Here is a 24,017-nt window from a genome sequence, read left to right as displayed (position 1 = left end):
CGTTGCTCCGCACGGGCGTGCGAAATGCCGCGTCCCCCCAGGCTAAAACCTGGGGGGACGCGGCAGCCATCCCGGGGCAGGGTGTGACACGGGCGACACAGCCCGTTCACCTTTGCCGTCAGCTGGGCTCGGGGCGGTCCTCCGGAGCCACCTCAAGGCCGGGGCCCGTGGTGGTGTCGGGGGTGCCGTTCGCTCCGGCGGTGTTCGTCAGGGCCAGCTCCTTGGGGGAGAGGACCGGCGGCCGGGTGGAGGGGGTACGGCGGGAGGATCCGGTCCACGCGGGGCGGGCCGGGCGCTTGACGATCGGCGCGAAGACCTCGGCGATCTCCTCCTTGCCGAGAGTCTCCTTCTCCAGCAGCGCGAGAACCAGGTTGTCGAGGACGTCGCGGTTCTCGACGAGGATCTCCCAGGCCTCGTTGTGCGCGGTCTCGATGAGCTTCTTGACCTCTTCGTCGACGAGCGCGGCGACCTCTTCCGAGTAGTCGCGCTGGTGCGCCATCTCCCGGCCCAGGAAGGGCTCGGTGTTGTCGCCGCCGAACTTGATCGCGCCGAGGCGCTCGGTCATGCCGTACTGGGTGACCATCGCGCGGGCGGTGGCGGTGGCCTTCTCGATGTCGTTGGCCGCGCCGGTCGTCGGGTCGTGGAAGACCAGCTCCTCCGCCGCGCGCCCGCCCAGCATGTACGCGAGCTGGTCGAGCATCTCGTTGCGGGTGGTGGAGTACTTGTCCTCGTCCGGCAGGACCATCGTGTAGCCGAGGGCCCGGCCGCGCGACAGGATGGTGATCTTGTGGACCGGGTCGGCGTTCGGAGAGGCCGCCGCGACCAGGGCGTGACCGCCCTCGTGGTACGCGGTGATCTTCTTCTCCTTGTCCGACATGATCCGGGTCCGCTTCTGCGGGCCCGCGACCACCCGGTCGATCGCCTCGTCCAGCGCGTGGTTGTCGATCAGCTTCTTGTCGCTGCGCGCGGTGAGCAGCGCGGCTTCGTTCAGCACATTGGAGAGGTCCGCACCGGTGAAGCCCGGGGTGCGACGGGCGACGGCGCCCAGATCGACGTCCGGGGCGACCGGCTTGCCCTTCTGGTGGACCTTGAGGATCTCCAGACGACCCTGCATATCGGGGCGGTCGACGGCGATCTGCCGGTCGAAGCGGCCCGGACGGAGCAGCGCCGGGTCGAGGATGTCGGGCCGGTTGGTGGCGGCGATCAGGATGACGCCGCCCTTCACATCGAAGCCGTCCATCTCGACCAGAAGCTGGTTGAGGGTCTGCTCGCGCTCGTCGTGGCCGCCGCCGAGGCCCGCACCGCGGTGCCGGCCGACGGCGTCGATCTCGTCGACGAAGACGATCGCGGGTGCGTTGGCCTTGGCCTGCTCGAAGAGGTCGCGGACCCGGGAGGCGCCGACACCGACGAACATCTCGACGAAGTCGGAGCCCGAGATCGAGTAGAACGGGACCCCGGCCTCACCGGCGACGGCGCGGGCCAGCAGGGTCTTGCCGGTGCCGGGCGGGCCGTACAGCAGCACACCCTTGGGAATCTTGGCACCGACGGCCTGGAACTTGGCCGGCTCCTGGAGGAACTCCTTGATCTCGTGGAGTTCCTCGACGGCCTCGTCGGACCCCGCCACATCGGCGAAGGTCGTCTTGGGGGTGTCCTTGGTGATCAGCTTGGCCTTGGACTTCCCGAAGTTCATCACTCGGGAGCCGCCGCCCTGCATCTGGTTCATCAGGAAGAGGAAGACCAGCACGATCAGCACGAACGGCAGCAGCGAGAGCAGGATCGAGACGAACGGGCTCTGCTTCGAGGGCGAGACGGTGTAGCCCTTGGAGATGTCCCCGGCCTCGAACTTCTGCTGGAGCTTCGCGGCGAGATCGGAGCCCTGGGTCCCGATATAACTCGCCTGGATCTTGGAGCTGCCCTTGATCTTCTGGCCGTCCTTCAGCTCGGCCTTGATGATCTGGTCGTCTCCGGTGGTCAGCTTGACCTGGTCGACCTGGTTCTTGTCGATCGCCTGAATGACCTGGCCGGTGTCCACCGTCTTGTAGCCGCCCGAGGAGCCGACGACCTGCATCACCACGACCACGGCAAGGACGACCAGCACGATCCACATGACCGGCCCACGGAAGTATCGCTTCACGTCCATCCATACGGGGCGGACTCGCCCCGTTCCTCCTGCCCGTAGGTAAATGCTGCTGTGAGAAAAGACTGTTCTTCGGAAGGTACCCCAGCTTGACAACCGTGACCGCACGGTACGGCGACAAACCCGCCCTCCCACGCATCAACGGCGAGAGGGGCCGGTTGGTTCCCACCGGGTTTCCCGGCGGGAACCGGGCGGGGGCGACGAAAGGTGTCAGCCGCCGTAGACGTGCGGCGCGAGGGTGCCGACGAACGGGAGGTTGCGGTACTTCTCGGCGTAGTCGAGGCCGTAACCGACGACGAACTCGTTCGGGATGTCGAAGCCGATCCACTTCACGTCGATCGACACCTTTGCGGCATCCGGCTTACGCAGCAGGGTGCAGACCTCGATGGACGCGGGCTCCCGCGATCCCAGGTTCGACAGCAGCCAGGACAGCGTCAGTCCGGAGTCGATGATGTCCTCGACGATCAGGACATGACGGCCCTTGATATCGGTGTCGAGGTCCTTGAGGATCCGGACGACACCGGAGGACTGGGTGCCCGCGCCGTACGACGACACGGCCATCCAGTCCATGGTGACCGGGCTGGACAGGGCCCGTGCCAGATCTGCCATCACCATCACAGCGCCCTTGAGGACACCGACGAGCAGGAGGTCCTTGCCCGCGTACTCCGCGTCGATCTTCGCGGCCAGCTCCGCCAGCTTCGCGTCGATCTCTTCCTTGGTGATGAGCACCGACTGGAGGTCGGTACCCATGTCCTTCTCGTTCACGCGGTCGCTTTCTCTCTCGCCGGGGGGAGGCGCTGGTGACCCCGGACGCCGGGGCGCCTCGGCCTGGTCGGCCGCGGGCCTTGTCAGCCTTGCCGGATGACAAGTCTGCCACTCTGCCGGCGGGCCTCGACGCGGCCCGGCAGATTGATGGCACCCTGGCCCCGCCAACCGGTGATCAGCCGGTCGACTTCCTCGATATGGCGGGCGAAGAGCGAACCGGCGGGCGAACCGGCGTCGATGACGGCGCGGCGCAGCACCCGGCGGCGGACGGCGGGCGGCAGCGCGTACAGCTTGGCGCACTCCAGATGCCCGGTTTCGTCCCGTACGGCGGCGTCCGCGTCGGCCGCCCAGGTGTCGAGGGCGTCGGCGTCGTCGCGGGAGAGCTGGGCGGTACGGGCGAGGGCCTCGACAACGCCCTTGCCGAGCGCCTTCTCCAGCGCCGGGAGGCCTTCGTGGCGCAGCCGGGAGCGGGTGTAGGCGGGGTCGGCGTTGTGCGGGTCGTCCCAGACCGGCAGCGCCTGGACCATGCACGCCTTGCGGGCGGTCTGCCGGTCCAGCTCCAGGAAGGGGCGGCGGTAGCGGCGGCGGTGGCCGGAGACGGCGGCCATTCCGGAGAGCGACCGGATACCGGAGCCCCTGGCGAGTCCCAGCAGGACGGTTTCCGCTTGGTCGTCGCGGGTGTGGCCGAGCAGTACGGCGACCGCGCCGTGGCGTTCGGCGGCGGCGTCGAGCGCGCCGTAGCGGGCGTCGCGGGCCGCGGCCTCGGGGCCGCCGTCCCGGCCCACCCGGACGGAGACCGCCTCGACGGGGTCGAGGCCCATGGCGGCAAGCCGGCTCGCGACCTCGGCGGCGCGCAGATCGGAGCCGTCCTGGAGACCGTGGTCGACGGTGATGCCGCCGGCGCGGATATTGAGTTTGCGGGCCTCGAAGGCGAGCGCGGAGGCGAGCGCCATCGAGTCGGCCCCGCCGGAGCAGGCGACGAGCACCAGCGGGCCCGTGGCGGCGGTGGCCGCGGCGTGGGAGGCAGGGGTCGCGGGGCGCGGCAGCGCCGATACGGGCGCGGGCGCGGCGGTCTCGGGGAGCCGGGACGAGGGGGCCGGGGGGTGGTCGAGGCGCAGGGGCCGCCCGGGGCGGGGCGCCGGGGCGGGGCGGCCCTGATCGCCGGTCCCGCCGGGGGCCGTGGTGGTCCCGGCCGCTCCGGTGCCCGGCTCGGGTGACCGGGCGGTGCCGGGTCCGGCCGTGGCACCGACTCCGGCGGGTGTTCCGGCCGCGATGCCGGAGCCTGTTGCCGTGGTGGCTGCCGTGCCGGGTGCCGTCGCCGCGGTGGCCGTGGCGGTTGCCTGGGGAGTTGTCGTGGCCGTTGCCGCGCTCGCCTGGTTTGCGGCGTATTCGGTAAGAATGTCGTGGAGTACGCGGCGGACCGCCAGGCGTATCGCCGCGACCGCTGGATGGGGACCCATATCCGGTGCCCTTCGTGGAGAGGTTTTCGGGAGGGGGCCTCTGGGGGCGCCTCCGGCTGGCGTTGCGCTGCCGACTCAGAAATCGTCACTCAGAGTGCGTCGATGGTGACAGAAGCGGGCCGTTCTCCGAGCATCGCACGCCTATCCCCGGCCCTACGGTCCCTCGGACGGGTGATGCTGTGCCCTCCAGGGGGCGGCTCCCACCCCCCTGACGGCGTACGGCCCCGGTGCGCTCATGACTCCGTCTTCCCGTGCACCCGTGCGACCCACTCAGCCGGTTTGGCGATCTCCGCCTTGGTGGGGAGGGTGTTCGGGGAGGTCCAGACCCGGTTGAAACCGTCCATGCCGACCTCCTGGACCACGGCCCGGACGAACCGCTCGCCGTCCCGGTACTGCCGCAGCTTGGCGTCCAGCCCGAGCAGCTTGCGCAGTGCCACGTCCAGTCTGCTCGCCCCGCGCGCCCGGCGCTGCTGGAACTTCTCCCGGATCTCGGCCACGGACGGGACGACCGCGGGGCCGACGCCGTCCATCACAAAGTCGGCGTGGCCTTCCAGGAGGGACATCACGGCCGTCAGCCGTGCGAGGGTCTCGCGCTGCGCGGGTGTCTGCACCAGTTCCACGAAGGAGCTGCCGCTGTCGTTCTCCTCGCCTTCCGGACGGGCGCCCGCCAGCGACTGGGCGGCCTCCCGCAGCCGCTCCAGCACGGTCATCGGATCGACCTCGGTCTGGTCCAGGAACGACTGGATCTCCCCTTCGAGGTGGTCGCGCAGCCACGGCACCCCGGTGAACTGGGTGCGGTGGGTCTCCTCGTGGAGGCTGACCCAGAGCCGGAAGTCGTGCGGGTCGACGTCCAGTTCCCGCTCGACGTGCACGATGTTCGGCGCCACCAGCAGGAGGCGTCCGCCGCCGTTGCCCGCGGGCAGGTCGCGGGTGGGCGGTGCGAAGGTCTCGTACTGGCCGAGGACCCGGGACGCCAGGAACGACAGCAGCATGCCCAGCTCCACGCCGGTCACCTTGCCGCCGACGGCGCCGAGTACGGCGCCGGTGGGGCCGCCCGGCCTGCGGTCCTGCATCTTCGCCAGCAGCGGCTGGAGAAGCTGGCGGAACCCGGCGACGTTCGCCCGGATCCAGCCGGCCCGGTCCACGACGAGGACGGGGGTGTCCTCGGGCTCGTGCGTCACGGGGATCATCCGGGTGAACCCCCTGACGTGCTCCTCCGAAGCCTTGGCGTGCCGTCGCAGCTCGGCGACGACGGCGCGGGCCTCGTCCTTGCTCACGTCGGGGCCGGGGCGTACGAAGCGGGTCGCGGTCGCCACGGCGAGATTCCAGTCGACCATCTCGGTTCCACCGATGCGCGTCATGGCGTCAACGGTACGTGGTCCCCTCCGGGGAGGTCGCGGATCAACCCCGGGGCCCTGGGCCCCGGGAGTCCCCGGGCGTCCCTGGGCGGGCGCCCGCGCCAGGGCCTCGGGTCCGTGGGGGGGGCGGTGACGCACTGGCGCCGCGCCGGGTGCGGAAGGCCCCCTGCGGCGCGGAGCGCCCGGCGGAGGAATGTTGCGACGCGTCTGCACGCCGTCTGTGGCTGCGACAAGCCGCGGGCGGGCTGCAGTCGCACACGGCATTACCACTCCGGGCGAAGGGGGTACCGGATTGCCCCGGGGCGCTCGGGCATCGCCGGACCCGGGGCCGCAGGGGCGTCGGCCGTACCGGGGTCAGGAGGTCAGGGCGGCGGCCAGGCGGTCCAGGGAGGGTTGGGCCTCCGCCGGGGAGCGCGTTTCGTTCGCCAGGAACGCGAAGCCCAGCAGCGTGCCGTCCGGGGACGGGACCGTGCCGGAGAGTGCGTTGACGCCCGTCAGCGTGCCCGTCTTGGCCCGGATCAGGCCGCTGCCGGGCGCCGTACCGGTGTGGCGGGACTCCAGCGTGCCGGTGAAACCGCCGACCGGGAGGCCGGTGAGGACCGGGCGCAGACCCGGGTGGGCCGGTTCGGCCGCCCGGGTCAGCAGGGCCGTCAGCAGGCGGGGCGTGACCCGGCCCGCCCGGTCCAGTCCGCTGCCGTCGGCGAACCGGGCCCCCGCCAGCGGCACCTTCAGCACGGCGAGCTGCTGCCGCACCGCCCGGCCCGCTCCGGCGAAGCTCGGTTCCTCGTTCCGGGCGATCGCGGTCTGCCGGGCGAGGGATTCGGCGATGTCGTTGTCGGACCGGGTGAGCATCTGCTCGACGACATCGGCCAGCGGGGGTGAGAGCACCTCGGCGAGCGGCTTCGAGCCTGCGGCCGGGCGGCCGGGTGCGGTGGCCCCGTCGACGGTGATGCCGTCCTTCTCCAGGAGGTCCCGGAAGGCCCTGGCGGCGTCCCCGGCCGGATCCGCGACACGGTCCGCCGCGCCCGTGGACCCGGGGTCGGCCCGCCCCTGGTCGACCATCAGCGGCGTCACCCGGGCGATGTTCCCGTTGACGCCGATGGGGTGCAGATCGGGGCCCCGGTAGGCGGAGGTGTCGTAGCCGAGGGTCACCGCGGTGACCCCGCGGGCGCGGAGGTCTCCGGCGGTCCGCCGGGCGAGCGTGCGCAGCCCGGCCCGGTCGAGGGTGGCGTCACCGCCGCCGACCAGCGTCAGCGTCCGGGCGTCGGGGGTGGCGCTGACCGTGGTGGGGATGCGGTGGTACGGCCCGAGCGCCGAGAGCGCCGCCGCCGCGGTGGCGATCTTGACGGTGGAGGCGGGGATCATCGTCCGGCCCGCATCGCGTCCGTACAGCTCCCGTCCGGTCGTCAGATCGACGACGGACACTCCGGGCCGCGGCCCGAGCCCGCGGTCGCGCAGCAGCGGTTCGAGGCGGCGGGCGAGTTCCCGGGCCGGGTTCCCGGCGGCTTCGCCGCGGCCGGCGGTCGCGGGCACGGGTGCGGTGCCGAGCGCGGTGAGGACGGGCGGGGCACTGGGCGCGGGTGCCGGGCCCGCGGGTCTGCGGTGGCCGCCACCGGGTTCGGTGCGGGCCTCGGCGGCCCGGTCCAGCTCCGCCGTACGCCGGCCGGATTCCCAGGGTCCCGCCGCGGTGACCACTCCGGCGGCCAGGACCAGTCCCAGCACGGCGGCACCCGTCGTGAGCTGCCACGTTCGGATGTCCGGCACCTCGCACCAGCCCCTTTCGCGATCACACACCTGCGTGAGAGACACTTAATCACCAGAACTGCGTCTTGCCGCGAACACGGCACCCCGGTCGGCGGCCGAGACCGCCCGGCCGGGGGTCCGGGGTTTACTGCCCGGAAGGGCACAGCACCACCCTGACGTACCAGACGTATGTGTTGATCATGGAGGAGCCACCCGTGGAGTTCGACGTCACCATCGAGATCCCGAAGGGTTCGCGGAACAAGTACGAGGTCGACCACGAGACGGGCCGAATCCGCCTGGACCGTAGGCTCTTCACCTCGACCAGCTACCCCGCCGACTACGGCTTCGTCGAGAACACCCTCGGCGAGGACGGCGACCCGCTGGACGCGCTCGTCATTCTCGACGAGCCGACCTTCCCGGGCTGCCTCATCAAGTGCCGGGCCATCGGCATGTTCCGGATGACGGACGAGGCCGGCGGCGACGACAAGCTGCTGTGCGTCCCGGCGTCCGACCCGCGCGTCGAGCACCTCCGCGACATCCACCACGTCTCGGAGTTCGACCGCCTGGAGATCCAGCACTTCTTCGAGGTCTACAAGGACCTGGAGCCCGGCAAGTCCGTCGAGGGCGCCGACTGGGTCGGCCGCACCGAGGCCGAGGCCGAGATCGAGGCCTCGTACAAGCGCTTCGAGGCGCACGGCGGCCACTGACCGCGAGCCGTACAACCGGCGCGTGCGGGCGGGACACCCTCGGGGGTGTCCCGCCCGCACTGCTGTGTCCGGAGGTGTCCCGGACGGCGGAAGGGGCAGGCGCCGTCCCGGGGTCGTCGCCTGCGCGATCCCCGCACATACTGATCGGAACGAGGAGTGAAGGAAGGGAAGGGGCGTGGCCGAGGAGTCCGGAGCGGCACGTGACACGGGTGAGGGCACAGGCAAGGGCACGGGCCGGAACGGTGACGGGGATCCCCGCGACGGGAACCGTGGCGGAAGCCGGGACGGGAACCGTGGCGGGGGTACGGACGCGGGTGGGCCGGGCGGGGCCGGTACGGACGCGGGTACGGGGTCGGGCCCGGGTTCCGGGGCCGGTGCGGACGCCGGTACCGGCCCGGGCTCCGGGTCCGGGTCCGGTGCGGCGAAATCCGCCGCCGACTCCTACCGCCCCCGGCCCTCCGAAGCGCCGCCCGCCGACGACCACCCCTCCTCCGAGTTCTCCGTCCCCGACGGCATCGCGCCGCCCGAGGGGGCCGAGGAGGAGCACACGACGTCCGAGTTCGCCGTGCCCACCGGGGTCGCCGAGCCCGCCGTACCGGAGCAGGAAGGTTCCGCCTTCGCCACGCCGTCCACCTACCGGGCCCGCCGCTCCCCGACCGCCTTCACGCCCGCTGACGGCATCCCCAAGGTCACGCTGACGAAGGACGCGCCCTGGCAGGACCGGATGCGCACGATGCTGCGGATGCCGGTCGGGGAACGGCCCGTTCCGGAGGTCGTACAGCGGCACGACGAGTCCGGGCCCGCCGTGCCCCGGGTCCTCGACCTGACCCTGAGGATCGGCGAGCTGCTGCTCGCGGGCGGGGAGGGCGCCGAGGACGTCGAGGCGGCCATGTTCGCGATCTCGCGCTCGTACGGGCTCGACCGCTGCGAGCCCACGGTCACCTTCACCCTGCTGTCGATCACCTATCAGCCGTCCCTGGTCGACGATCCGGTGACGGCGAACCGGACGGTGCGGCGCCGGGGCACCGACTACACCCGGCTGTCGGCGGTCTTCAAGCTGGTCCACGACATCAGCACGCCCGACACCGAGGTGTCGCTGGAGGAGGCGTACCGCAGGCTCGCGGAGATCCGCCGGAACCGGCACCCCTTCCCCGGCTGGGCGCTCACCCTCGCGGGCGGACTGCTGGCGGGGGCGGCGTCCGTCCTCGTCGGCGGCGGCTATCTGGTGTTCGTCGCGGCGGCGATCTCGGCGATGCTGGGCGACCGGCTGGCGTGGCTCTGCGCCGGGCGCGGACTGCCGGAGTTCTACCAGTTCGTGGTGGCGGCGATGCCCCCGGCCGCGATGGGGGTGGCGCTGTCGCTCTCCTCGCTGGACGTCCGGGCCTCCGCGGTCATCACCGGTGGCCTGTTCGCGCTGATCCCGGGGCGGGCGCTGGTGGCGGGCGTCCAGGACGGGCTGACCGGCTTCTACATCACGGCCGCCGCCCGGCTGCTGGAGGTCGGGTATCTGGTCGTCGGCATCGTCACGGGCGTGCTGAGCGTGCTCTATCTGGGCATCGCGCTGGGCGCCGAGCTGACCCCGGAGACGGCGCTGCACACCGTGGAGCGGCCCGCGGTGCAGTTGCTGGCGGCGATGGCCCTGGTGTTCTGTTTCGCAATCCTGCTCCAGCAGGACCGGGACACCGTGCTGCTGGTGACCCTGAACGGCGGGGTGGCCTGGTCGGTGTACGGGGCGCTGGCGCTGACCGCCGACGTACCGCCGGTCGCGGCGACGGCGATCGCGGCGGGGCTGGTGGGCCTGTTCGGGCAGATGCTGTCACGCTCCCAGCACGCCTCGGCCCTGCCGTACATCACGGCGGCCATCGGTCCGCTGCTGCCCGGTAGCGCCACGTACTTCGCGCTGCTGGCAATGGCCCGCGGCGAGCTGAACACCGGGCTCGCGTCGCTGTCGAAAGCCGTGGCGCTGGCGCTGGCGATCGCGATCGGGGTGAATCTGGGAAGCGAGCTGTCCCGGCTCTTCCTGCGGGTTCCGGCGGTCGCGGCCGGCCTCCCGGGTCCGTCCCTCCGCCGCCGCGCGGCGAAGCGGACGAGGGGCTTCTAGAGTGCTGTGACCGGTCCGGGCAGGATCCGAGGTTGGCTTCGGGGTGGGCTTCGGATGGGTGCCGACGGTCCGTCTGCGTACCGGTACGGCGCCGTACCGGTACGCAGACGGCGAGAGCCGCGCCCGTACGTCCACGGGCGCGGCTCTCGCCGTACTGCCGGATCTGCCGTTCCCTCCCGGCGTCAGCGCCTGGCGTGGCGGCCGTGCGGTCCGGGGGCGTCGGGGGTGCCGGGAGTGTCGACCGCCGGGCCTTCGGGCTGGAGAAGCCCCTCGGCGCGCGCCTTCTTGCCCTGCTTACGGGCCCGCAGCAGTTCGATCACGATCGGCAGCACCGAGAGCGCGACGATCAGGATCAGGATCGCCTCGATGTTCTGGTGGACGAACGCCACATTGCCGAGGGCCGCACCCAGCAGGGTGACGCCCGCGCCCCACAGCACACCGCCGACGATGTTGTACGTGATGAACGAGCGGTAGTTCATCCGGGAGACGCCCGCGATGATCGGGGTGAAGGTCCGGACGATGGGCACGAAGCGGGCCAGGACCAGCGACTTCGGCCCGTACTTCTCGAAGAAGTCGTGCGCCTTCTCCACGTTCTCCTGTTTGAAGAAGCGGGAGTCGGGCTTCTTGAAGAGCGCCGGGCCGACCTTGCGCCCGAAGAGATAGCCGACCTGGTCGCCGATGACGGCCGCGAGGACGATCAGGGTGCAGACCGCCCACAGCGGCAGCGTGTCCAGTTTGCCGCTGGTCACCAGCAGGCCGGTGGTGAAGAGCAGGGAGTCGCCCGGCAGGAAGAAGCCGATGAGGAGACCGGACTCGGCAAAGACGATGATCAGTACACCGATCAGGCCGAAGGTACCGATCAGATAGTCCGGGTCCAGCCAGCTCGGGCCGAGCGAAAGGGTAGTCACGAGGTCCGGGCTCCTGTGAGAGTCGTCGGAGTAGGAGGAGGACGGGATCGCGCGCGTCGAACGGGGCGCGACAACTGCCGTTCGGCCAAAGCTATCAACGCATCGGCCCCGTAAGGCGTTCCTCCGGCCTTCCCGGGATGCACGCTGCACTCCGCACGGGAAAGCTTGTGCGGTACGGGCCGGTGTCCGGGCGGACGGCCCGGCGGCGGACCGCCGGACGAAAGGTGAACGAACATGGGCATCACGGATTACGGCGGCGGCCAGGCCCCGTCCTCGGACGTCCTCGTCGTGACCACGAACGACGTACCGGGCTACCGGGTCCGACAGGTGATCGGGGAGGTCTTCGGGCTGACCGTGCGCTCGCGCCATCTGGGCAGCCAGATCGGCGCCGGTCTGAAGTCGATGATCGGCGGCGAGCTGAAGGGACTGACGAAGACGCTGGTGGAGACCCGTAACCAGGCGATGGAAAGGCTGGTGGAGCAGGCCAGGTCGCGGGGGGCGAACGCGGTGCTGATGTTCCGGTTCGATGTGACGGAGGCGGCGGACGTCGGGACGGAGGTCTGCGCCTACGGCACGGCCGTGGTGATCGAACCCGCCGATACGGTGTAGGCCGCTGCCCCGGCCCTCCCCTTGCGCCGTACGTCGAGATCCGCCGGCGCGTCGTCTCCTCGACATCCGCCGGACGGCGTTCTTCCGGTTACGCCCTTCGGTACGGCTCGCGTTGCGAGCCCCCCGCCCCCGTACCAGCCTGGGTCCGACGGCCCCGCCGGGGCCGCGCGGCGCACACACGTGCGAAAGGCGGCAGACGCTGATGGCACTCCACAAGGGCGCGGACACCTCCGGCGGCGACTCCCGGCAGGAGCACCGGCGGCGCGAGCTGTCGCTGAACCCGTTCTACGGAGAGGCCAACCCGGTCAGCGGAATGGAGGAGGCGCCGCCCACGCACCGGCTCCCCGACGGGCCGCTGCCGCCGATGACCGCGTACCGCATCGTCCAGGACGAGCTGATGCTCGACGGCAATTCGCGGCTCAACCTCGCCACCTTCGTCACCACCTGGATGGAGCCGCAGGCGGGCGTCCTGATGGACGAGTGCCGCGACAAGAACATGATCGACAAGGACGAGTACCCGCGCACCGCCGAACTGGAGAAGCGGTGCGTCGCGATGCTCGCGGACCTGTGGCACGCGCCGGACCCGGCCGCCGCGGTCGGCTGCTCCACCACCGGGTCGAGTGAGGCCTGCATGCTGGCCGGAATGGCGCTCAAACGCCGCTGGGCCCAGCGGAACCCGGACCGCTATCCGTCCTCCGCCCGGCCCAATCTGGTGATGGGCGTCAATGTGCAGGTGTGCTGGGAGAAGTTCTGCACCTTCTGGGAGGTGGAGCCGCGGCTGGTGCCGATGGAGGGCGAACGGTTCCATCTCGACCCGGAGGCCGCGGCCGAACTGTGCGACGAGAACACGATCGGGGTGGTCGCCGTCCTCGGCTCCACCTTCGACGGCTCGTACGAGCCGGTGGCCGAGGTCTGCGCGGCGCTCGACGAACTCCAGCGGCGGACCGGCCTCGACATCCCGGTCCATGTGGACGGCGCGTCGGGCGCGATGGTGGCGCCGTTCCTCGACGAGGACCTGGTGTGGGACTTCCGGCTGCCCCGGGTGTCGTCCATCAACACCTCCGGCCACAAGTACGGGCTGGTCTATCCGGGTGTCGGCTGGGCGCTGTGGCGGTCCGCGGCCGAACTGCCCGAGGAGCTGGTGTTCCGGGTCAACTACCTGGGCGGCGATATGCCGACCTTCGCCCTGAACTTCTCCCGGCCCGGGGCGCAGGTCGTCGCCCAGTACTACACGTTCCTGCGGCTGGGCCGGGACGGCTACCGGGCGGTCCAGCAGTCGGCGCGGGACATCGCCACCGGGCTGGCCGCGAAATTCGGCGAGCACGACGACTTCCGGCTGCTGACGCACGGCAACGAACTGCCGGTGTTCGCGGTGACCACGGCACCGGACGTGACCGCGTTCGACGTCTTCGACGTCTCCCGGCGGCTGCGCGAGTCCGGCTGGCTGGTGCCCGCCTACACCTTCCCGAAGAACCGGGAGGATCTGGCCGTGCTCCGGGTGGTGTGCCGCAACGGCTTCTCGGCCGATCTGGCGGAGCTGCTGGCGGAGGACCTGGCCCGGCTGCTGCCGGAGCTGCGGGCGCAGAGCGGACCGCTGTCGCGGGACCGGGGGAAGGCGACCGCGTTCCACCACTGAGGCGCGGAGCGGCGGGCCCGGCACCGGCCGTCAGAAGGGGGTGCTCCGGGTCCTTCCCCTCACCCAGTTGCCGAAGGTGCACGACCGGCCGCCGGACTTCAGCGGCATGATCCGTTCGGTCGTCGCCGTGGCGTCGAACCACACGGTTCCCGCCAGCGGGCCGGTGACGACCAGCAGGGTGGAGAATCCGCAGCCGCCGTCCTGGATCACCACGCAGCCGTCCGTCATCCGGTCCGTGTACGCGTTCAGCTCCGCGTCCCAGGCCTCGTACGCCGCTTCGAAGGCCGCGGCGTCGGAGAAGTCGTCCCGGGACGGCATGCGGGCGTCCGGATCCGTGTCGGGATGCGGGAAATCGTCGGCCAGGAGGTGGTAGTCGATGGTGTACGAGGTCTCCCAGCGCCAGCCCTCGGGGGTCCGGCGCAGCGGGTTGACCCCACGCACACCGAATGGTTCGAGGAGATACGTCCGGTACTCCGCGGGGAAGGTGATGCCGAACTCCGCCTCGGCCTCGCGGATCTCGTCCTCCGTGAGCCGCGGTCCGCCGCCGTCCCGGTGGCGTTGGCGCGGGCGGCCCGGGTCCCGGTCCTCGTCCGGCGTCGGACCCACCAGCTCGTACAGCCAAACGGCTCCGCGGCCGATCCGGCTCGCGCCGCGCACGACCGCGCCGATCAGTTCCTCCATGACCTGCCCCCCGACCTCGGTTCCGACCACTCACACTAAGCCGTCGGAGCGGTCTTCACGCAGGTCAGGCAGTGGACATACGGGGACATCCGGCTCAGCGGCTGCCGCGGCGGCGGCGCTTCCGCTCACGGCGGTCGGCTACGGCGCCCTTGACGTCGCAGGCGATGACGACCGCCTCCACGATCGTCACCACGTTCCGGCCGACCCAGCCGACGGTGCGCACCACGGCGCCTCCCAGCTCCTCCATACGTCCCCGACCCCGTTCCGTCCCTGCGCCCGGGGCGCACCGGGCGGCTGCCGTTCTTGATCAAAACGACGCCGGACGGCCCGGAACGGTTGCGCACGGCACGTGGGCTACTCCTCGTCGCCCCGGTGCGGAACGCCCGTCGCGTACGGGTTCTCCTCGCCCTCGCCGAGAATCCCGCGGAACGGCTCCCCCTCACCCGCGAAGACGTACGCTCCGCCTTCGATCCGGGCGATCAGGGCGAGCGTCCACTCCCGGCCGAAGTCGGCGGAGGAGATCCAGAGGTTCATGATCTCGCCGATATGACCGAGCTGCTCCGGCCCCTGTTCCGGGTCGTAGTACTCGGCGGTCGCGGCCTTCCAGCCCTCCATCGCGTCGATCCGCCGCCGCAGCAGGCCGACCGCTTCGGCGCGCTCCAGCTCGACCATGAAGCCGAGACCCGCGGAGAGGGAGTCCATCTTCTGCTCCCAGTTGACCAGCGACTCGCGCAGCAGGGAGAAGAATTCCTCGGTGCCGGCGTCGGTGATCTCGTACTCGGTGCGCGGCGGGCCGCCCGCCGTGGAGGGGGCGATCTCCTGGGCGAGCAGCAGCCCTTGCTTCGCCATCTGCTTGAGGGCGTGGTAGATCGACCCGGGTTTGGCGTTGGACCATTCGTGGGCGCCCCAGTACTCCAGATCGTTGCGGACCTGGTAGCCGTGCGCCCGTCCGTGCTGGCGTACGGAGCCGAGGACCAGCAGCCGGATCGCCGACATGACGGGACCACCTCTTTCTCTGTTTCCCGGCCTTCCTCGTCGACGGAAGACTCTTCAACTTTGACTAGAGTACTCAATTTTGAATACTCTGCGTCCATGGCCGAGAAGACGATCCCACTCCTCCCGTGTCACTCCCCTCTCATGGCGGACGTCGTCGCCTTCTACGAGGCCCTCGGCTTCGTCACGACACTCCGCCAGACCAGCCCCTACGCCTATGCCGTCGTCGAACGCGACGACGTCGAACTCCAGTTCTTCGGGATGAAGGAGTACGACCCCGCCGCCTCGTACTCCGGGGCCTATGTCCTGACCGGCGATGTGGACGGTATGCACAGCGCATTCCGCGCGGGGCTCAAGGCGGCGTACGGCCGGATCCCCGCCCGGGGCCTGCCGCGCATCGGGCCCGTGAAGGACATGTCGTACGGGGTACGGCAGTTCCTGGTGACGGATCCGACCGGAAACAGCCTGCGGATCGGGCAGCTGACGGGCGAGAAGGGCGCGGACGGCACCATTCCGCCCGCACCGAAGGAGCCGTTCGAGCGGGCGCTCCACCATGCGGTGCTGTTCGCCGACTCCAAGGAGGACCTGCCGGCCGCCGCGCGGGTCGTCCGCCGGGCGCTGGACCGCACGGACCGTACCCCCACGGCCGTACAGCTGCTGAAACTGCTGGTCCTGGGCGGCGATATCGCGCAGCGGCAGGGGGACGGAGCGGCGGCCCGGGAGCTGCTGGCCCGGGCCGGTGCGGTGCCGCTGTCCGCGGAGGAGCGGGAAGCGGTACGGGACGACCTCGCCCGGCTCGCGGAGCTGACGGACGCGGCGGGCTGAGCAACGGGGGCAGCCGGAGGCGCGGCGCCGGGCGGGCGGGCGGACGGACGGGCGGACGGGCGGCCAAGGGTGGCCAAGGGTGGCCAGGCGGACGGGCGGACGGGCGGACGGGCGGACGGGCGGACGGCCAAGGGTGGCCGGAAGGCTTAAGGGCGGCAGGAAGGCTTAAGGGCGCCGGGCGGGGGCTCCCCCCTCCCGGCGCCCCGCGGGACCGTCAGGCGGCCCCCGCCGCCTTCGCCTCCGCCGCCTCCTGCTCCAGCGCCACCAGCGCGAAGGCCGTCTGCCCGTCGAGGGACTCGCGGACGATGTCCGCATGGCCCGCGTGCCGACCGAACTCCTCCACCAGATGGACCAGGAACCAGCGCATCGACACCCGCTCCCCCTTGGGGAACCAGGGCGTTTCCGGCAGCGGGAAGGTGTCGTCCATGGACGGTACGGCCCGGATGAACTCCTCCGTCTCCGCGGCGATCCCCGCCCAGAACTCCAGCGTCTCCTCGACGCTCTCGCCGTCCTGGAGGACGAAGGCCTCGCCCCAGGTCTCCGGGGTGCGGGCCCGCTCGTTCTCCTGCTGCTGGGCCAGCCGCAGCCAGTTCAGCTCCACTTCCGCCACATGCTTCAGCAGCCCGCCGAGGGTGAGTTCGCTGGCGCTCGGCCTGCTGACGGCCTGCTCACGGCCGAGTCCGAGCACCGAGCGGCGGAGCGCACCGCGCTGGGCCTCGACGAAGGAGAGCAGGGTGCCCCGCTCGTCACCGGGATCGCCCGAGGGAACGTGGATAACCATGGCATCGCCTTCCGACCGCTCTCAAGGAGAGGCTCCCGCCCTCCTTCCGACACCGCAAACGCTACGGGCCATCGAGGACAAGGGCTGTCCTCGATGGCCCGTGGCGGAAGGGAATCCGCGGGTCTCCGGGATCCGCGGGGTCCGGTCGGCTGCCGGTCGGTCAGAAGGGGAAGCGGGACCTGCCGTGCTGAACGGAGATCCACTTCTGGGTGGTGAACGCTTCGATCATCGACTCGCCGTTGAGGCGTCCGCTGCCCGAGTGCTTCTCGCCGCCGAAGGGCACGATCGGCTCGTCGTGGACCGTGGAGTCATTGATGTGGATCATGCCGGTGTTGATCCGCTTGGCCACGGCGACCCCGCGCTCCACATCGGCGGTGTGGACCGCCCCGCTGAGCCCGTACGGGGTGTCGTTGGCGATCCGTACGGCCTCGTCCTCGCCGTCGAACGGGATGATCAGGGCCACCGGGCCGAAGATTTCCTGACCGAGGACCGGGGAGTCGGTGGCGATTCCGGTGAGAACCGACGGTTCGACCAGATTGCCGTCCGCGCCGCCGTGCAGCAGCGCCGTCGCGCCGGCCTCGACGGTCTGCTCGACCAGGGAGGTGACGGCATCGGCCTGGCGGGAGTTGATCAGGGGGCCGATATGGGTGGCCGGATCGGCCGGGTCCCCGACCTTCAGCGTGCGCACCTTGGCCACGAACTTCTCGGTGAACTCCTGCTCGATACGGCGGTCGACCAGGACTCGGTTGGCGGCCATGCAGACCTGGCCCTGGTGGACGTACCGGCTGAAGACGGCCGCGTCGACCGCGTAGTCGATATCCGCGTCGTCCAGGACGATCAGCGCGCTGTTGCCACCCAGTTCCAGGATCGCCCGCTTGAAGTTGGCGGCGCAGACCATCGCCACATGCTGGCCCACCTTGTCCGAGCCGGTGAAGGAGATCGCCTTCGGCACCGGGTGCTCGATCAGCGCGTCACCGATCTCGGCGATATCGGTGATCACGACATTGAGCAGGCCCGGCGGCAGACCGGCGTCCTCGAAGACCTTGCCGACCAGGGAGCCGCCGCAGATGGGGGTGTTCTGGTGGGGCTTGAGGACCACCGCGTTGCCGAGCGCCAGGGAGGGCGCGACGGACTTGATGGAGAGCAGGAAGGGGAAGTTGAAGGGACTGATCACCCCGACGACCCCGACGGGGAGGCGGTAGACCCGGTTCTCCTTGCCGTCCACCGGCGAGGGCAGGATCCGGCCCTCGGGCCGCAGCGAGAGCTGGATGGCCTCGCGCAGGAACTCCTTGGCGAGGTGGAGTTCGAATCCGGCCTTGATATGCGTACCGCCCAGCTCGGCGATGATCGCCTCGGTGATCTCGGCCTCACGCTCCTCGATGATCCGCAGAGCGTTCTCGAAGACGGCGCGGCGCGCATAGGGATTGGTCTCGGCCCACGCCGCCTGGGCCCGTTCCGCGGCGCGGTACGCCTGGTCCACCTCGGCGGCGGTCGCGACCGGAATGGAGGCCAGCTTCTCCCCGTTGAAAGGGTTGAAGTCGATGATGTCCCAGGATCCGGTCCCGGGCCTCCACTCGCCGTCGATGTACTGCTGGGCCAGCTCGGTGAACAAGGACATGGTGAGTCGAATCCTTACCCTCGGGTTCCCTTGAATCGCATCACTGGTCGGGTCACTGATGTGACGTCACTATACGTTCGCCCACTCGGAGTTGGCGTAGACCACGTCGGCAAAAAACGGTCCATGGGCAGGCCGGGACCGGGGGCGGACGGTCAGCGAGGGCGTCCGGGCGGCGGCACCGGACGCGAGGAGGGGCCGGGAAGGACCGGCGGAAGGGGGGAAGGACGAGAGAAAGGGGGAAGAGGCGGAGGGGGGAGGGAAATACGGGGCGGGCGGGGTCGCGGGAGAGGGGGTCAGGTGAGCTGGAGCAGCCCGCGCAGGATGTCCCGGCTTTCGGCGGGATCGGGGCTGTCCTCCTGGAGCCGCTTCATCGCCTTCTCGTACTGCTGCACCTCTTCGGGCTTGTCGATGTAGAGCGCGCTGGTCAGCTGCTCCAGATAGACGATGTCGGAGAGGTCGGACTCCGGGAAGCGGAGCATCGTGAAGGCGCCGCTCTCGCCGGAGTGGCCGCCGAAGCTGAACGGCATCACCTGGAGGGTGACGTTCGGCATCTCCGAGATGTCGATCAGATGCCTCAACTGTCCCTGCATCACCGCGCGGTCACCGTACGGCCTGCGCAGCGCCGCCTCGTCGAGGACCGCGTGCAGCTGCGGGGCGCGCTCGGAGACCAGCACCTTCTGGCGCTCCAGCCGCAGGGCGACCCGGCGGTCGGCGTCGGCCCGGGTGGCATCGGGGGTGCCGCGCATCACGACGGCATGGGCGTACGACTCGGTCTGGAGCAGCCCGTGGACGAACTGCACCTCGTAGATACGGATCAGGGAGGCCGCGGCCTCCAGTCCGACATATGTCTGAAACCAGCCGGGCAGCACATCGCCGTACCGCTGCCACCAGCCGGCGATATTGGCCTCTTTGACCAGTCCGAGCAGTGCTTCCCGTTCGGTCTCGTCGGCCACTCCGTAGAGCGTCAGCAGGTCCTCGACGTCCCTCGCCTTGAAACTCACACGACCCAACTCCATGCGGCTGATCTTTGATTCCGATGCACGGATCGAATAGCCGGCCGCCTCGCGGGTGACGCCGCGCGACTCCCGCAGCCGCCGGAGCTGAGAGCCCAGCAGGATGCGCCGCACCACGGATCCGCCACCCGGGCCCTGGGCCCAGGACTCACCTGCGGTCACGACTCGACCCTCCCCATCCTTCTGTCCCGTCCGTCCTGTCGTCCGACGCTTCGGGGTGCCCCGAGCGGTCCGCCTCCCGGCGGAAATCGCGGCCGGCGGCGCCGGCGCCGCTCCCCACTGCCTCATCTCTACAGGTTCTTCACCTCGACGTGGAGTACCCCCGGAACCCCAAGTGCCGGATTCTGCCACCAAATCACTCCGGGCCGTACTCATCCGGTTACTGAAATGGGAAGCACTTGGGGAGCCCATGGAACAGATGAGAGGAAGATATCCGCCTCAATGACCACAAGAGCGGACAGCGGTCCTGCGTGCACGTGCATCTGCCCTTGCATCTGCCCTACGCATTGGGAACCATGGTCCCCGCGCACCTGCGTGCTCGTTCGTGTTGAAGCGTCACTGAAGCGTCACAGCCGCGATTCCCGGGAGTGCCTCGCATGGGGACGAATGGATCGACCATGCTAGAGCCGTTAAGGCAAGGGCTTCCCCCGATTGATCCCGCACAGGCCCTCAGCTCGGCCGCCTGCTCCCTGTCCGCCCGCTACGAAGCGGTGCGCGGGGCCCGGCAGTTCACCAGGACGACGCTGAAGGAATGGGATCTGTACGACCACTTCGACGATATCGCCCTGGTCGTTTCGGAGCTGGTCACCAACGCGCTGCGGCACGCCCTGCCGGACGAGCCGGCCCGTGAGACCTTCCTCCCTCCCGTACGCCTGCATCTGATGCGGTGGCCCGGACGGCTGGTGGTGGCGGTACGGGATCCCAGCGCGGAGGGTCCCGGCGGCACCGACCGGCGCGGCGGCGCCGAGCGGATCGACCGTCTCGACCGCGTGGACGGAATCGACCGGATGGACGGGCCGGGCCGGATGGACGGGCGCGGCGGGCCGGGCCGGGTGGATGTCCTGGAGCGGACCGAAAGCCCTTTTGAGGGGCTGGGGGGCCTGGAGCGGCTCGGGGGACGTTTCCCCGATCCCGACGGTACGGCCGAGTCCGGCCGGGGGCTCTTCCTGGTCGACGCCTATGCCGACAGCTGGGGCTGGCATCCGCTCGCCGGAGCGCTGCACGGCAAGGTCGTGTGGGCGCTGTTCAGGCTGGCTTGAGCGGGGAGGGCCGGGCCGCGCCCCCGGGGTCCGAGGACTCCGGGGCGAGCGCGGCCGGGCCACGGGAGCGGGTCCGCCTGCGGGCGGGCCCGCTCCCGCGTTCCCGGACGGGTGCGGCAGGGGCCGTCAGTTCTCCGCGATCAGATGGTCGAACTCCCCGTCCTTGATGCCCAGCAGCATCGCTTCGATCTCGGCGGGCGTGTAGACCAGCGCCGGACCGTCCGGAAACCGGGAATTGCGTACCGCCACGCCCCCTCCGGGCAGCTTGGCGAATTCCACGCACGATCCTTGGGAATTGCTGTGCCTGCTCTTCTGCCAGACGACCCCGTGAAGCTCCGCGGCCGCCATGCCGTTGTACGCGTGGTGCACGAGTAGCTCCCGAGGTACAAGGTGCATGTGTCAACTGTCGGGGATCATAGCTGTGTTTCGCGTGCATCTGCATGAGCATTCGCACGAGCAGATGCACGTGCACGCGGGGTGGTGCTGCGGTTACACGATGAAGGGCCTCCCGGTGCCGGCCGGCCGTGGCACGGCCTCGGACGGCCTCGGTCCCAGGGGGTGGGTCGTACGGGCGAACTCCCCTCGTACATAAGGGAAAGACGCGTAAGCGAGCTGTCAGGCTCCCGTTTTCAGGTAACAGTCCGAACAGTGGGACGGTTCGGTGCCTGCTACCTTGGCGCGCACTTTCCATCCGACACCCCGGGGGACCCCAGATGCGTGCAAGGACGTCCGTGTCCAAGGCAGCCGCGGCGGCCGCGGCCGCGCTCGGCGCGGCGCTCGTACTGACCGGTTGCAGCAGCGACGACGGGAAGTCGTCGCCGGAGAAGGCCGGTGGTTCCGGCGGCGGGGACAGACCGGCGGCATCGGGCCCGGCGGAGCCCGGGGGCGACGGCGGCACGGACAGCGGCACGGATGGGGGCGCGGACGGCGGCAAGACCGCTGCGGCCGATGCCGAGGGCGCCTGGACCGGGGTCACGGACGGCAAAACGCTGAGTCTGGCCGTCACCCGGGGGAAGGCGGTCCTGATGGCGGACGGCGCGGCGTGCACCGGCGAACTGGCCGACCACGGTTCGCTGATGCTCGCCCTGAAGTGCGCCGACGGCTCGAAGACGCGCACGATGGGAACGGTCGCGGTCGCGAACGGCGAACTGACCGTGGTCTGGGGCGGCGGAATCAAGGACACCTTCACCAAGGTCGCGGGCGGAACGCTGCCGAAGGAGCTGAAGGATCTGGAGAAGCTGAAGGACCTGCCGCAGTACACCGGTCCGGGTTCCTAAGGGCCGTCCGGCCGGGGCCGCGGGGGTTTCGGGGCCGGTCCCGTCCTCGGCGGCAGCGCGTCGGAGAGTTCGGCGAGCGCCTCGCCGACGAGGGCCGCGCCGGGGTCGATGATCTCGTGGCTCTCCTCCCAGGCGGCCAGCGCCTCCTCGACCCGTTGCCACTCGGGCCGCCGGCGCTCCCGGACCGCCTTGGCCGCCCGTTCCGCGTCGGCGCGCAAGGCCTTCGCGAGGCCGGCCGCCGCCGGGACCGGGGCGTCCTCGTGCGCGGGCAGATGGGCCTCCATCAGCATGGCGCCCCGGCCCAGTTTGCCGAGGGCCTCCCCGGCCGCGTCCGCCGCCGCATGGGACAGGCCCCGATTCCGTACCGGCTCGTCCGCGGCCCGGCTCAGGGCGTCCTGCCAGGCCAGCCGGGCATCGCGGGCCGCGAGCAGGGCCTGCCGGATGTCCTGTCCGGCGTCGTCGGGTTCGCCGGGCCTGGCGTAGTGGTCGACGACGGCCGCGGCGTAACGGCAGTCGGCGAGCAGCCAGTCCGCGAGCCGGTTGCGCAGCCGGGGTGTCTCCCAGGCCGGGTAGACCGCGTACGACAGCATCGCCAGCAGTCCGCCGATCAGGGTCAGCACGATCCGTTCCGGCACGGTCTGTCCGGCCTCCTCGCCGCCCATCCACAGCAGACAGACGACATAGGCGGAGATGCCGACGTTGGCGGCCGCGTATCCCGTGCGCAGCACCAGATACGTGCCGAAGGCGCAGAGCACGGCGAGCGCGGCGGCGGCGTACGCGCCCGGGTTCACGGTCTCGACGACGGCCGTGGCGACCCCGACGCCGACCAGGGTGCCGCCGAAGCGGGCGACGGAGCGGGCGTACGTCTGGGAGAAGTCGGGCCGCATCACCATCACCGCGGTCATGGGCGCCCAGTAGCCGTGGCCGAGGGGCAGGGCGGTGCCCGCGAGATAGCTCGCGACGACGACGGTGGCGACCCGGACGGCGTGCCGCAGTACGGGTGAGCCGCGCCGCAGTTCGGAACGGACGGTCCGCAGGGCGCCGGGCAGCAGCTTCAGCAGGGAGGGCCGGTCGCGGTGGTCCGCGGCTGCGCCTTCGCCGCGGGCGGTCTCGGTGACGTCCGCGAGCAGGGCGGAGAGGCGGAGCGCGGCCCGGCGCGGCGGGCCGGTCAGCAGGGCGCCCGTGTCGGGGGTGCGCAGGGCGGCGAGGGCGGGGGCGGGCAGCCGGGGCGGTTCGCCGTGCCGTACGGCCTGGGCCGCGGCGTCCAGTACGGTCGCGGCGGCGGCCAGCAGTTCCCGTACCCGCTCCCGCGCCGGCCCCTGCTCCGGGACGCCGAACGCCGGATCGGCGAGGGAGGCGAGAACGGGCCGGAGCTTCTCCGCCACGCCCCGGGCGCCGTGGAGTTCGGCGGGGCGGCGGCGGGCCTGCCGGGCGCTGACGGCGGCGGCGCTGCGGGCCCGCATCAGCGGCTCCGGGTCGAAGGCGGCGGTCGGGTCGCGGCGGAGTCTGCGGGCGTAGTCGGCCTCGGCGGCGAGCGCGTCGGCCAGGGCGTCGCGCTGGGCGCCCCAGCGGCGGACGGGCAGCAGCACGATCAGCGCGGCCTGGACGACCCCGCCCGCGGCGATCACGGCGGCGTGTCCGGCGGCGGTGGCGACGGAGGTCGGCAGGGTGATCGTGACCAGCATGATCGCCACATTGGACGAGGCGATGATGCCGACGGTCGGGCCGAGTCCCCAGGCGAGCCCCGCGGCCAGGGTCCAGACCGCGATCAGGACGGTGAACAGGGGGAGATGGCCGACGGTGAGATAGCCGACGAAGGTCGAGACGGCGAGGGAGCCGCCGGAGGCGAGGGCGAGTACGGGCCGGGGCCGCCAGCTGCGCTGGAAGGTCGCGATGACGGCCTGGAAGGCGCCGAAGGCGGAGCTGACGGCGGCCAGCGGGCCGAAGAGCGCGAGGGTGCCGACGACGACGAGGGCCAGACCGAGGGCGCCGCGGAGGGCGAGAAGGGGTTCGAAGCCGGTGCGGTCGATGGTGAGTCCGGAGCGCGCCGTCTCCTTCAACGCCCGGTACCAGGTCATGCTCTGAGGCTATATCGACCGGTTTGCCCTTGAGGGTTGGGCGCGTCGTCACCCCGGGCCGTATCGCC

General features: G+C 71.1%; 21 protein-coding genes. 7 read left to right on the top strand and 14 right to left on the bottom strand.

From position 1 onward, the window contains the following. Window positions 1-118: 118 nt before the first annotated feature. The 5 genes from ftsH to dacB form a co-directional block, all read right to left on the bottom strand. Window positions 119-2,140 carry an ATP-dependent zinc metalloprotease FtsH gene (gene ftsH / locus ACIQ9E_RS10505; RefSeq protein ID WP_403704995.1) on the bottom strand — a complete coding sequence of 674 codons (2,022 nt, stop codon included), beginning with the start codon at window positions 2,138-2,140 and terminating at the stop codon, window positions 119-121. Between the two features lie 207 nt (window positions 2,141-2,347). Beyond that, complete coding sequence (gene hpt / locus ACIQ9E_RS10500) at window positions 2,348-2,887, bottom strand: hypoxanthine phosphoribosyltransferase (RefSeq protein WP_006347516.1); 540 nt, start codon at window positions 2,885-2,887, stop codon at window positions 2,348-2,350. Window positions 2,888-2,985: 98 nt separating this feature from the next. Then, window positions 2,986-4,362, bottom strand: coding sequence for a tRNA lysidine(34) synthetase TilS (tilS, locus tag ACIQ9E_RS10495; protein WP_403704992.1), 1,377 nt, complete (start codon window positions 4,360-4,362; stop codon window positions 2,986-2,988). 233 nt (window positions 4,363-4,595) lie between these two features. Beyond that, a complete protein-coding gene (locus tag ACIQ9E_RS10490; RefSeq protein ID WP_403704989.1) occupies window positions 4,596-5,723 on the bottom strand; it encodes a zinc-dependent metalloprotease in 1,128 nt (375 codons plus the stop codon). A gap of 351 nt (window positions 5,724-6,074) precedes the next feature. Further along, window positions 6,075-7,484, bottom strand: coding sequence for a D-alanyl-D-alanine carboxypeptidase/D-alanyl-D-alanine-endopeptidase (dacB, locus tag ACIQ9E_RS10485; protein ID WP_403704986.1), 1,410 nt, complete (start codon window positions 7,482-7,484; stop codon window positions 6,075-6,077). Window positions 7,485-7,678: 194 nt separating this feature from the next. Between dacB and ACIQ9E_RS10480 the strand changes: the two genes are divergently transcribed. Then, entirely contained in the window at window positions 7,679-8,170 is a 492-nt protein-coding gene (locus ACIQ9E_RS10480; RefSeq protein WP_006347521.1) for an inorganic diphosphatase, read from the top strand. Between the two features lie 175 nt (window positions 8,171-8,345). Next, complete coding sequence (locus ACIQ9E_RS10475) at window positions 8,346-10,271, top strand: threonine/serine exporter ThrE family protein (RefSeq protein ID WP_403704983.1); 1,926 nt, start codon at window positions 8,346-8,348, stop codon at window positions 10,269-10,271. 182 nt (window positions 10,272-10,453) lie between these two features. Here ACIQ9E_RS10475 and ACIQ9E_RS10470 read toward each other — a convergent pair whose 3' ends face one another. Then, window positions 10,454-11,179 (bottom strand): DedA family protein, encoded by a 726-nt coding sequence (locus tag ACIQ9E_RS10470; protein ID WP_403704980.1) that lies wholly within the window; start codon window positions 11,177-11,179, stop codon window positions 10,454-10,456. Between the two features lie 234 nt (window positions 11,180-11,413). On the opposite strand from ACIQ9E_RS10470, the gene ACIQ9E_RS10465 reads away from it, so the two are divergent. After that, window positions 11,414-11,788: a YbjQ family protein gene (locus ACIQ9E_RS10465; RefSeq protein ID WP_403704977.1), complete on the top strand. Its 375-nt coding sequence runs from the start codon at window positions 11,414-11,416 to the stop codon at window positions 11,786-11,788. A 202-nt stretch (window positions 11,789-11,990) separates the two neighbouring features. Next, window positions 11,991-13,424, top strand: coding sequence for a glutamate decarboxylase (locus tag ACIQ9E_RS10460; protein WP_403704974.1), 1,434 nt, complete (start codon window positions 11,991-11,993; stop codon window positions 13,422-13,424). A 30-nt stretch (window positions 13,425-13,454) separates the two neighbouring features. On the opposite strand, the gene ACIQ9E_RS10455 is transcribed toward ACIQ9E_RS10460, so the two are convergent. The 3 genes from ACIQ9E_RS10455 to ACIQ9E_RS10445 form a co-directional block, all read right to left on the bottom strand. Next, the gene (locus ACIQ9E_RS10455) at window positions 13,455-14,105 is read right to left on the bottom strand and encodes an SMI1/KNR4 family protein (RefSeq protein WP_403704971.1); all 651 of its coding nucleotides are present in this window, start codon (window positions 14,103-14,105) and stop codon (window positions 13,455-13,457) included. 94 nt (window positions 14,106-14,199) lie between these two features. Beyond that, window positions 14,200-14,352, bottom strand: a complete 153-nt coding sequence (locus ACIQ9E_RS10450) for a hypothetical protein (RefSeq protein WP_403704968.1) — start codon at window positions 14,350-14,352, stop codon at window positions 14,200-14,202. A 107-nt stretch (window positions 14,353-14,459) separates the two neighbouring features. Continuing rightward, complete coding sequence (locus tag ACIQ9E_RS10445; RefSeq protein WP_403704966.1) at window positions 14,460-15,101, bottom strand: PadR family transcriptional regulator; 642 nt, start codon at window positions 15,099-15,101, stop codon at window positions 14,460-14,462. Window positions 15,102-15,197: 96 nt separating this feature from the next. Between ACIQ9E_RS10445 and ACIQ9E_RS10440 the strand changes: the two genes are divergently transcribed. Continuing rightward, a complete protein-coding gene (locus ACIQ9E_RS10440; protein WP_403704963.1) occupies window positions 15,198-15,923 on the top strand; it encodes a bleomycin resistance protein in 726 nt (241 codons plus the stop codon). A gap of 214 nt (window positions 15,924-16,137) precedes the next feature. Here the strand turns inward: ACIQ9E_RS10440 and ACIQ9E_RS10435 are convergent, their stop codons facing one another. From ACIQ9E_RS10435 to ACIQ9E_RS10425, 3 genes are all read right to left on the bottom strand, one after another. Continuing rightward, the gene (locus tag ACIQ9E_RS10435; protein WP_403704960.1) at window positions 16,138-16,704 is read right to left on the bottom strand and encodes a DinB family protein; all 567 of its coding nucleotides are present in this window, start codon (window positions 16,702-16,704) and stop codon (window positions 16,138-16,140) included. 160 nt (window positions 16,705-16,864) lie between these two features. Next, on the bottom strand, window positions 16,865-18,322 hold the full coding sequence (locus ACIQ9E_RS10430) for an aldehyde dehydrogenase family protein (RefSeq protein WP_403704957.1): 1,458 nt from the start codon (window positions 18,320-18,322) through the stop codon (window positions 16,865-16,867). Between the two features lie 293 nt (window positions 18,323-18,615). After that, window positions 18,616-19,449, bottom strand: a complete 834-nt coding sequence (locus tag ACIQ9E_RS10425) for a helix-turn-helix domain-containing protein (protein ID WP_403705238.1) — start codon at window positions 19,447-19,449, stop codon at window positions 18,616-18,618. 503 nt (window positions 19,450-19,952) lie between these two features. Here ACIQ9E_RS10425 and ACIQ9E_RS10420 point away from each other — a divergent pair. Then, on the top strand, window positions 19,953-20,594 hold the full coding sequence (locus ACIQ9E_RS10420; protein WP_403704954.1) for an ATP-binding protein: 642 nt from the start codon (window positions 19,953-19,955) through the stop codon (window positions 20,592-20,594). Between the two features lie 126 nt (window positions 20,595-20,720). Here ACIQ9E_RS10420 and ACIQ9E_RS10415 read toward each other — a convergent pair whose 3' ends face one another. After that, complete coding sequence (locus ACIQ9E_RS10415) at window positions 20,721-20,963, bottom strand: DUF397 domain-containing protein (protein ID WP_006347533.1); 243 nt, start codon at window positions 20,961-20,963, stop codon at window positions 20,721-20,723. 362 nt (window positions 20,964-21,325) lie between these two features. Between ACIQ9E_RS10415 and ACIQ9E_RS10410 the strand changes: the two genes are divergently transcribed. Beyond that, window positions 21,326-21,871, top strand: a complete 546-nt coding sequence (locus tag ACIQ9E_RS10410) for a hypothetical protein (protein ID WP_403704952.1) — start codon at window positions 21,326-21,328, stop codon at window positions 21,869-21,871. On the opposite strand, the gene ACIQ9E_RS10405 is transcribed toward ACIQ9E_RS10410, so the two are convergent. After that, complete coding sequence (locus ACIQ9E_RS10405) at window positions 21,868-23,949, bottom strand: FUSC family protein (protein ID WP_403704949.1); 2,082 nt, start codon at window positions 23,947-23,949, stop codon at window positions 21,868-21,870. The two genes, ACIQ9E_RS10410 and ACIQ9E_RS10405, sit on opposite strands and share 4 nt — an antisense overlap. Window positions 23,950-24,017: the final 68 nt, after the last annotated feature.

This window comes from Streptomyces sp. NPDC094448 (assembly GCF_044763775.1).
Taxonomy (GTDB): domain Bacteria; phylum Actinomycetota; class Actinomycetes; order Streptomycetales; family Streptomycetaceae; genus Streptomyces.
Note: the sequence above shows the minus strand (reverse complement) of the source record. Positions and strands in the feature narration are given on the sequence as shown.

Bases quoted from the DNA above. Each gene is read 5' to 3' on its own strand.
- ACIQ9E_RS10460 (WP_403704974.1), top strand. From the start codon at position 11,991: ATGGCACTCCACAAGGGCGCGGACACCTCCGGCGGCGACTCCCGGCAG.
- hpt (WP_006347516.1), bottom strand. From the start codon at position 2,887: ATGGGTACCGACCTCCAGTCGGTGCTCATCACCAAGGAAGAGATCGAC.
- ACIQ9E_RS10440 (WP_403704963.1), top strand. From the start codon at position 15,198: ATGGCCGAGAAGACGATCCCACTCCTCCCGTGTCACTCCCCTCTCATG.
- ACIQ9E_RS10435 (WP_403704960.1), bottom strand. From the start codon at position 16,704: ATGGTTATCCACGTTCCCTCGGGCGATCCCGGTGACGAGCGGGGCACC.
- ACIQ9E_RS10455 (WP_403704971.1), bottom strand. From the start codon at position 14,105: ATGGAGGAACTGATCGGCGCGGTCGTGCGCGGCGCGAGCCGGATCGGC.
- ACIQ9E_RS10490 (WP_403704989.1), bottom strand. From the start codon at position 5,723: ATGACGCGCATCGGTGGAACCGAGATGGTCGACTGGAATCTCGCCGTG.
- ACIQ9E_RS10420 (WP_403704954.1), top strand. From the start codon at position 19,953: ATGCTAGAGCCGTTAAGGCAAGGGCTTCCCCCGATTGATCCCGCACAG.
- ACIQ9E_RS10450 (WP_403704968.1), bottom strand. From the start codon at position 14,352: ATGGAGGAGCTGGGAGGCGCCGTGGTGCGCACCGTCGGCTGGGTCGGC.
- ACIQ9E_RS10445 (WP_403704966.1), bottom strand. From the start codon at position 15,101: ATGTCGGCGATCCGGCTGCTGGTCCTCGGCTCCGTACGCCAGCACGGA.
- ftsH (WP_403704995.1), bottom strand. From the start codon at position 2,140: ATGGACGTGAAGCGATACTTCCGTGGGCCGGTCATGTGGATCGTGCTG.
- ACIQ9E_RS10405 (WP_403704949.1), bottom strand. From the start codon at position 23,949: ATGACCTGGTACCGGGCGTTGAAGGAGACGGCGCGCTCCGGACTCACC.
- ACIQ9E_RS10430 (WP_403704957.1), bottom strand. From the start codon at position 18,322: ATGTCCTTGTTCACCGAGCTGGCCCAGCAGTACATCGACGGCGAGTGG.
- ACIQ9E_RS10465 (WP_403704977.1), top strand. From the start codon at position 11,414: ATGGGCATCACGGATTACGGCGGCGGCCAGGCCCCGTCCTCGGACGTC.
- tilS (WP_403704992.1), bottom strand. From the start codon at position 4,362: ATGGGTCCCCATCCAGCGGTCGCGGCGATACGCCTGGCGGTCCGCCGC.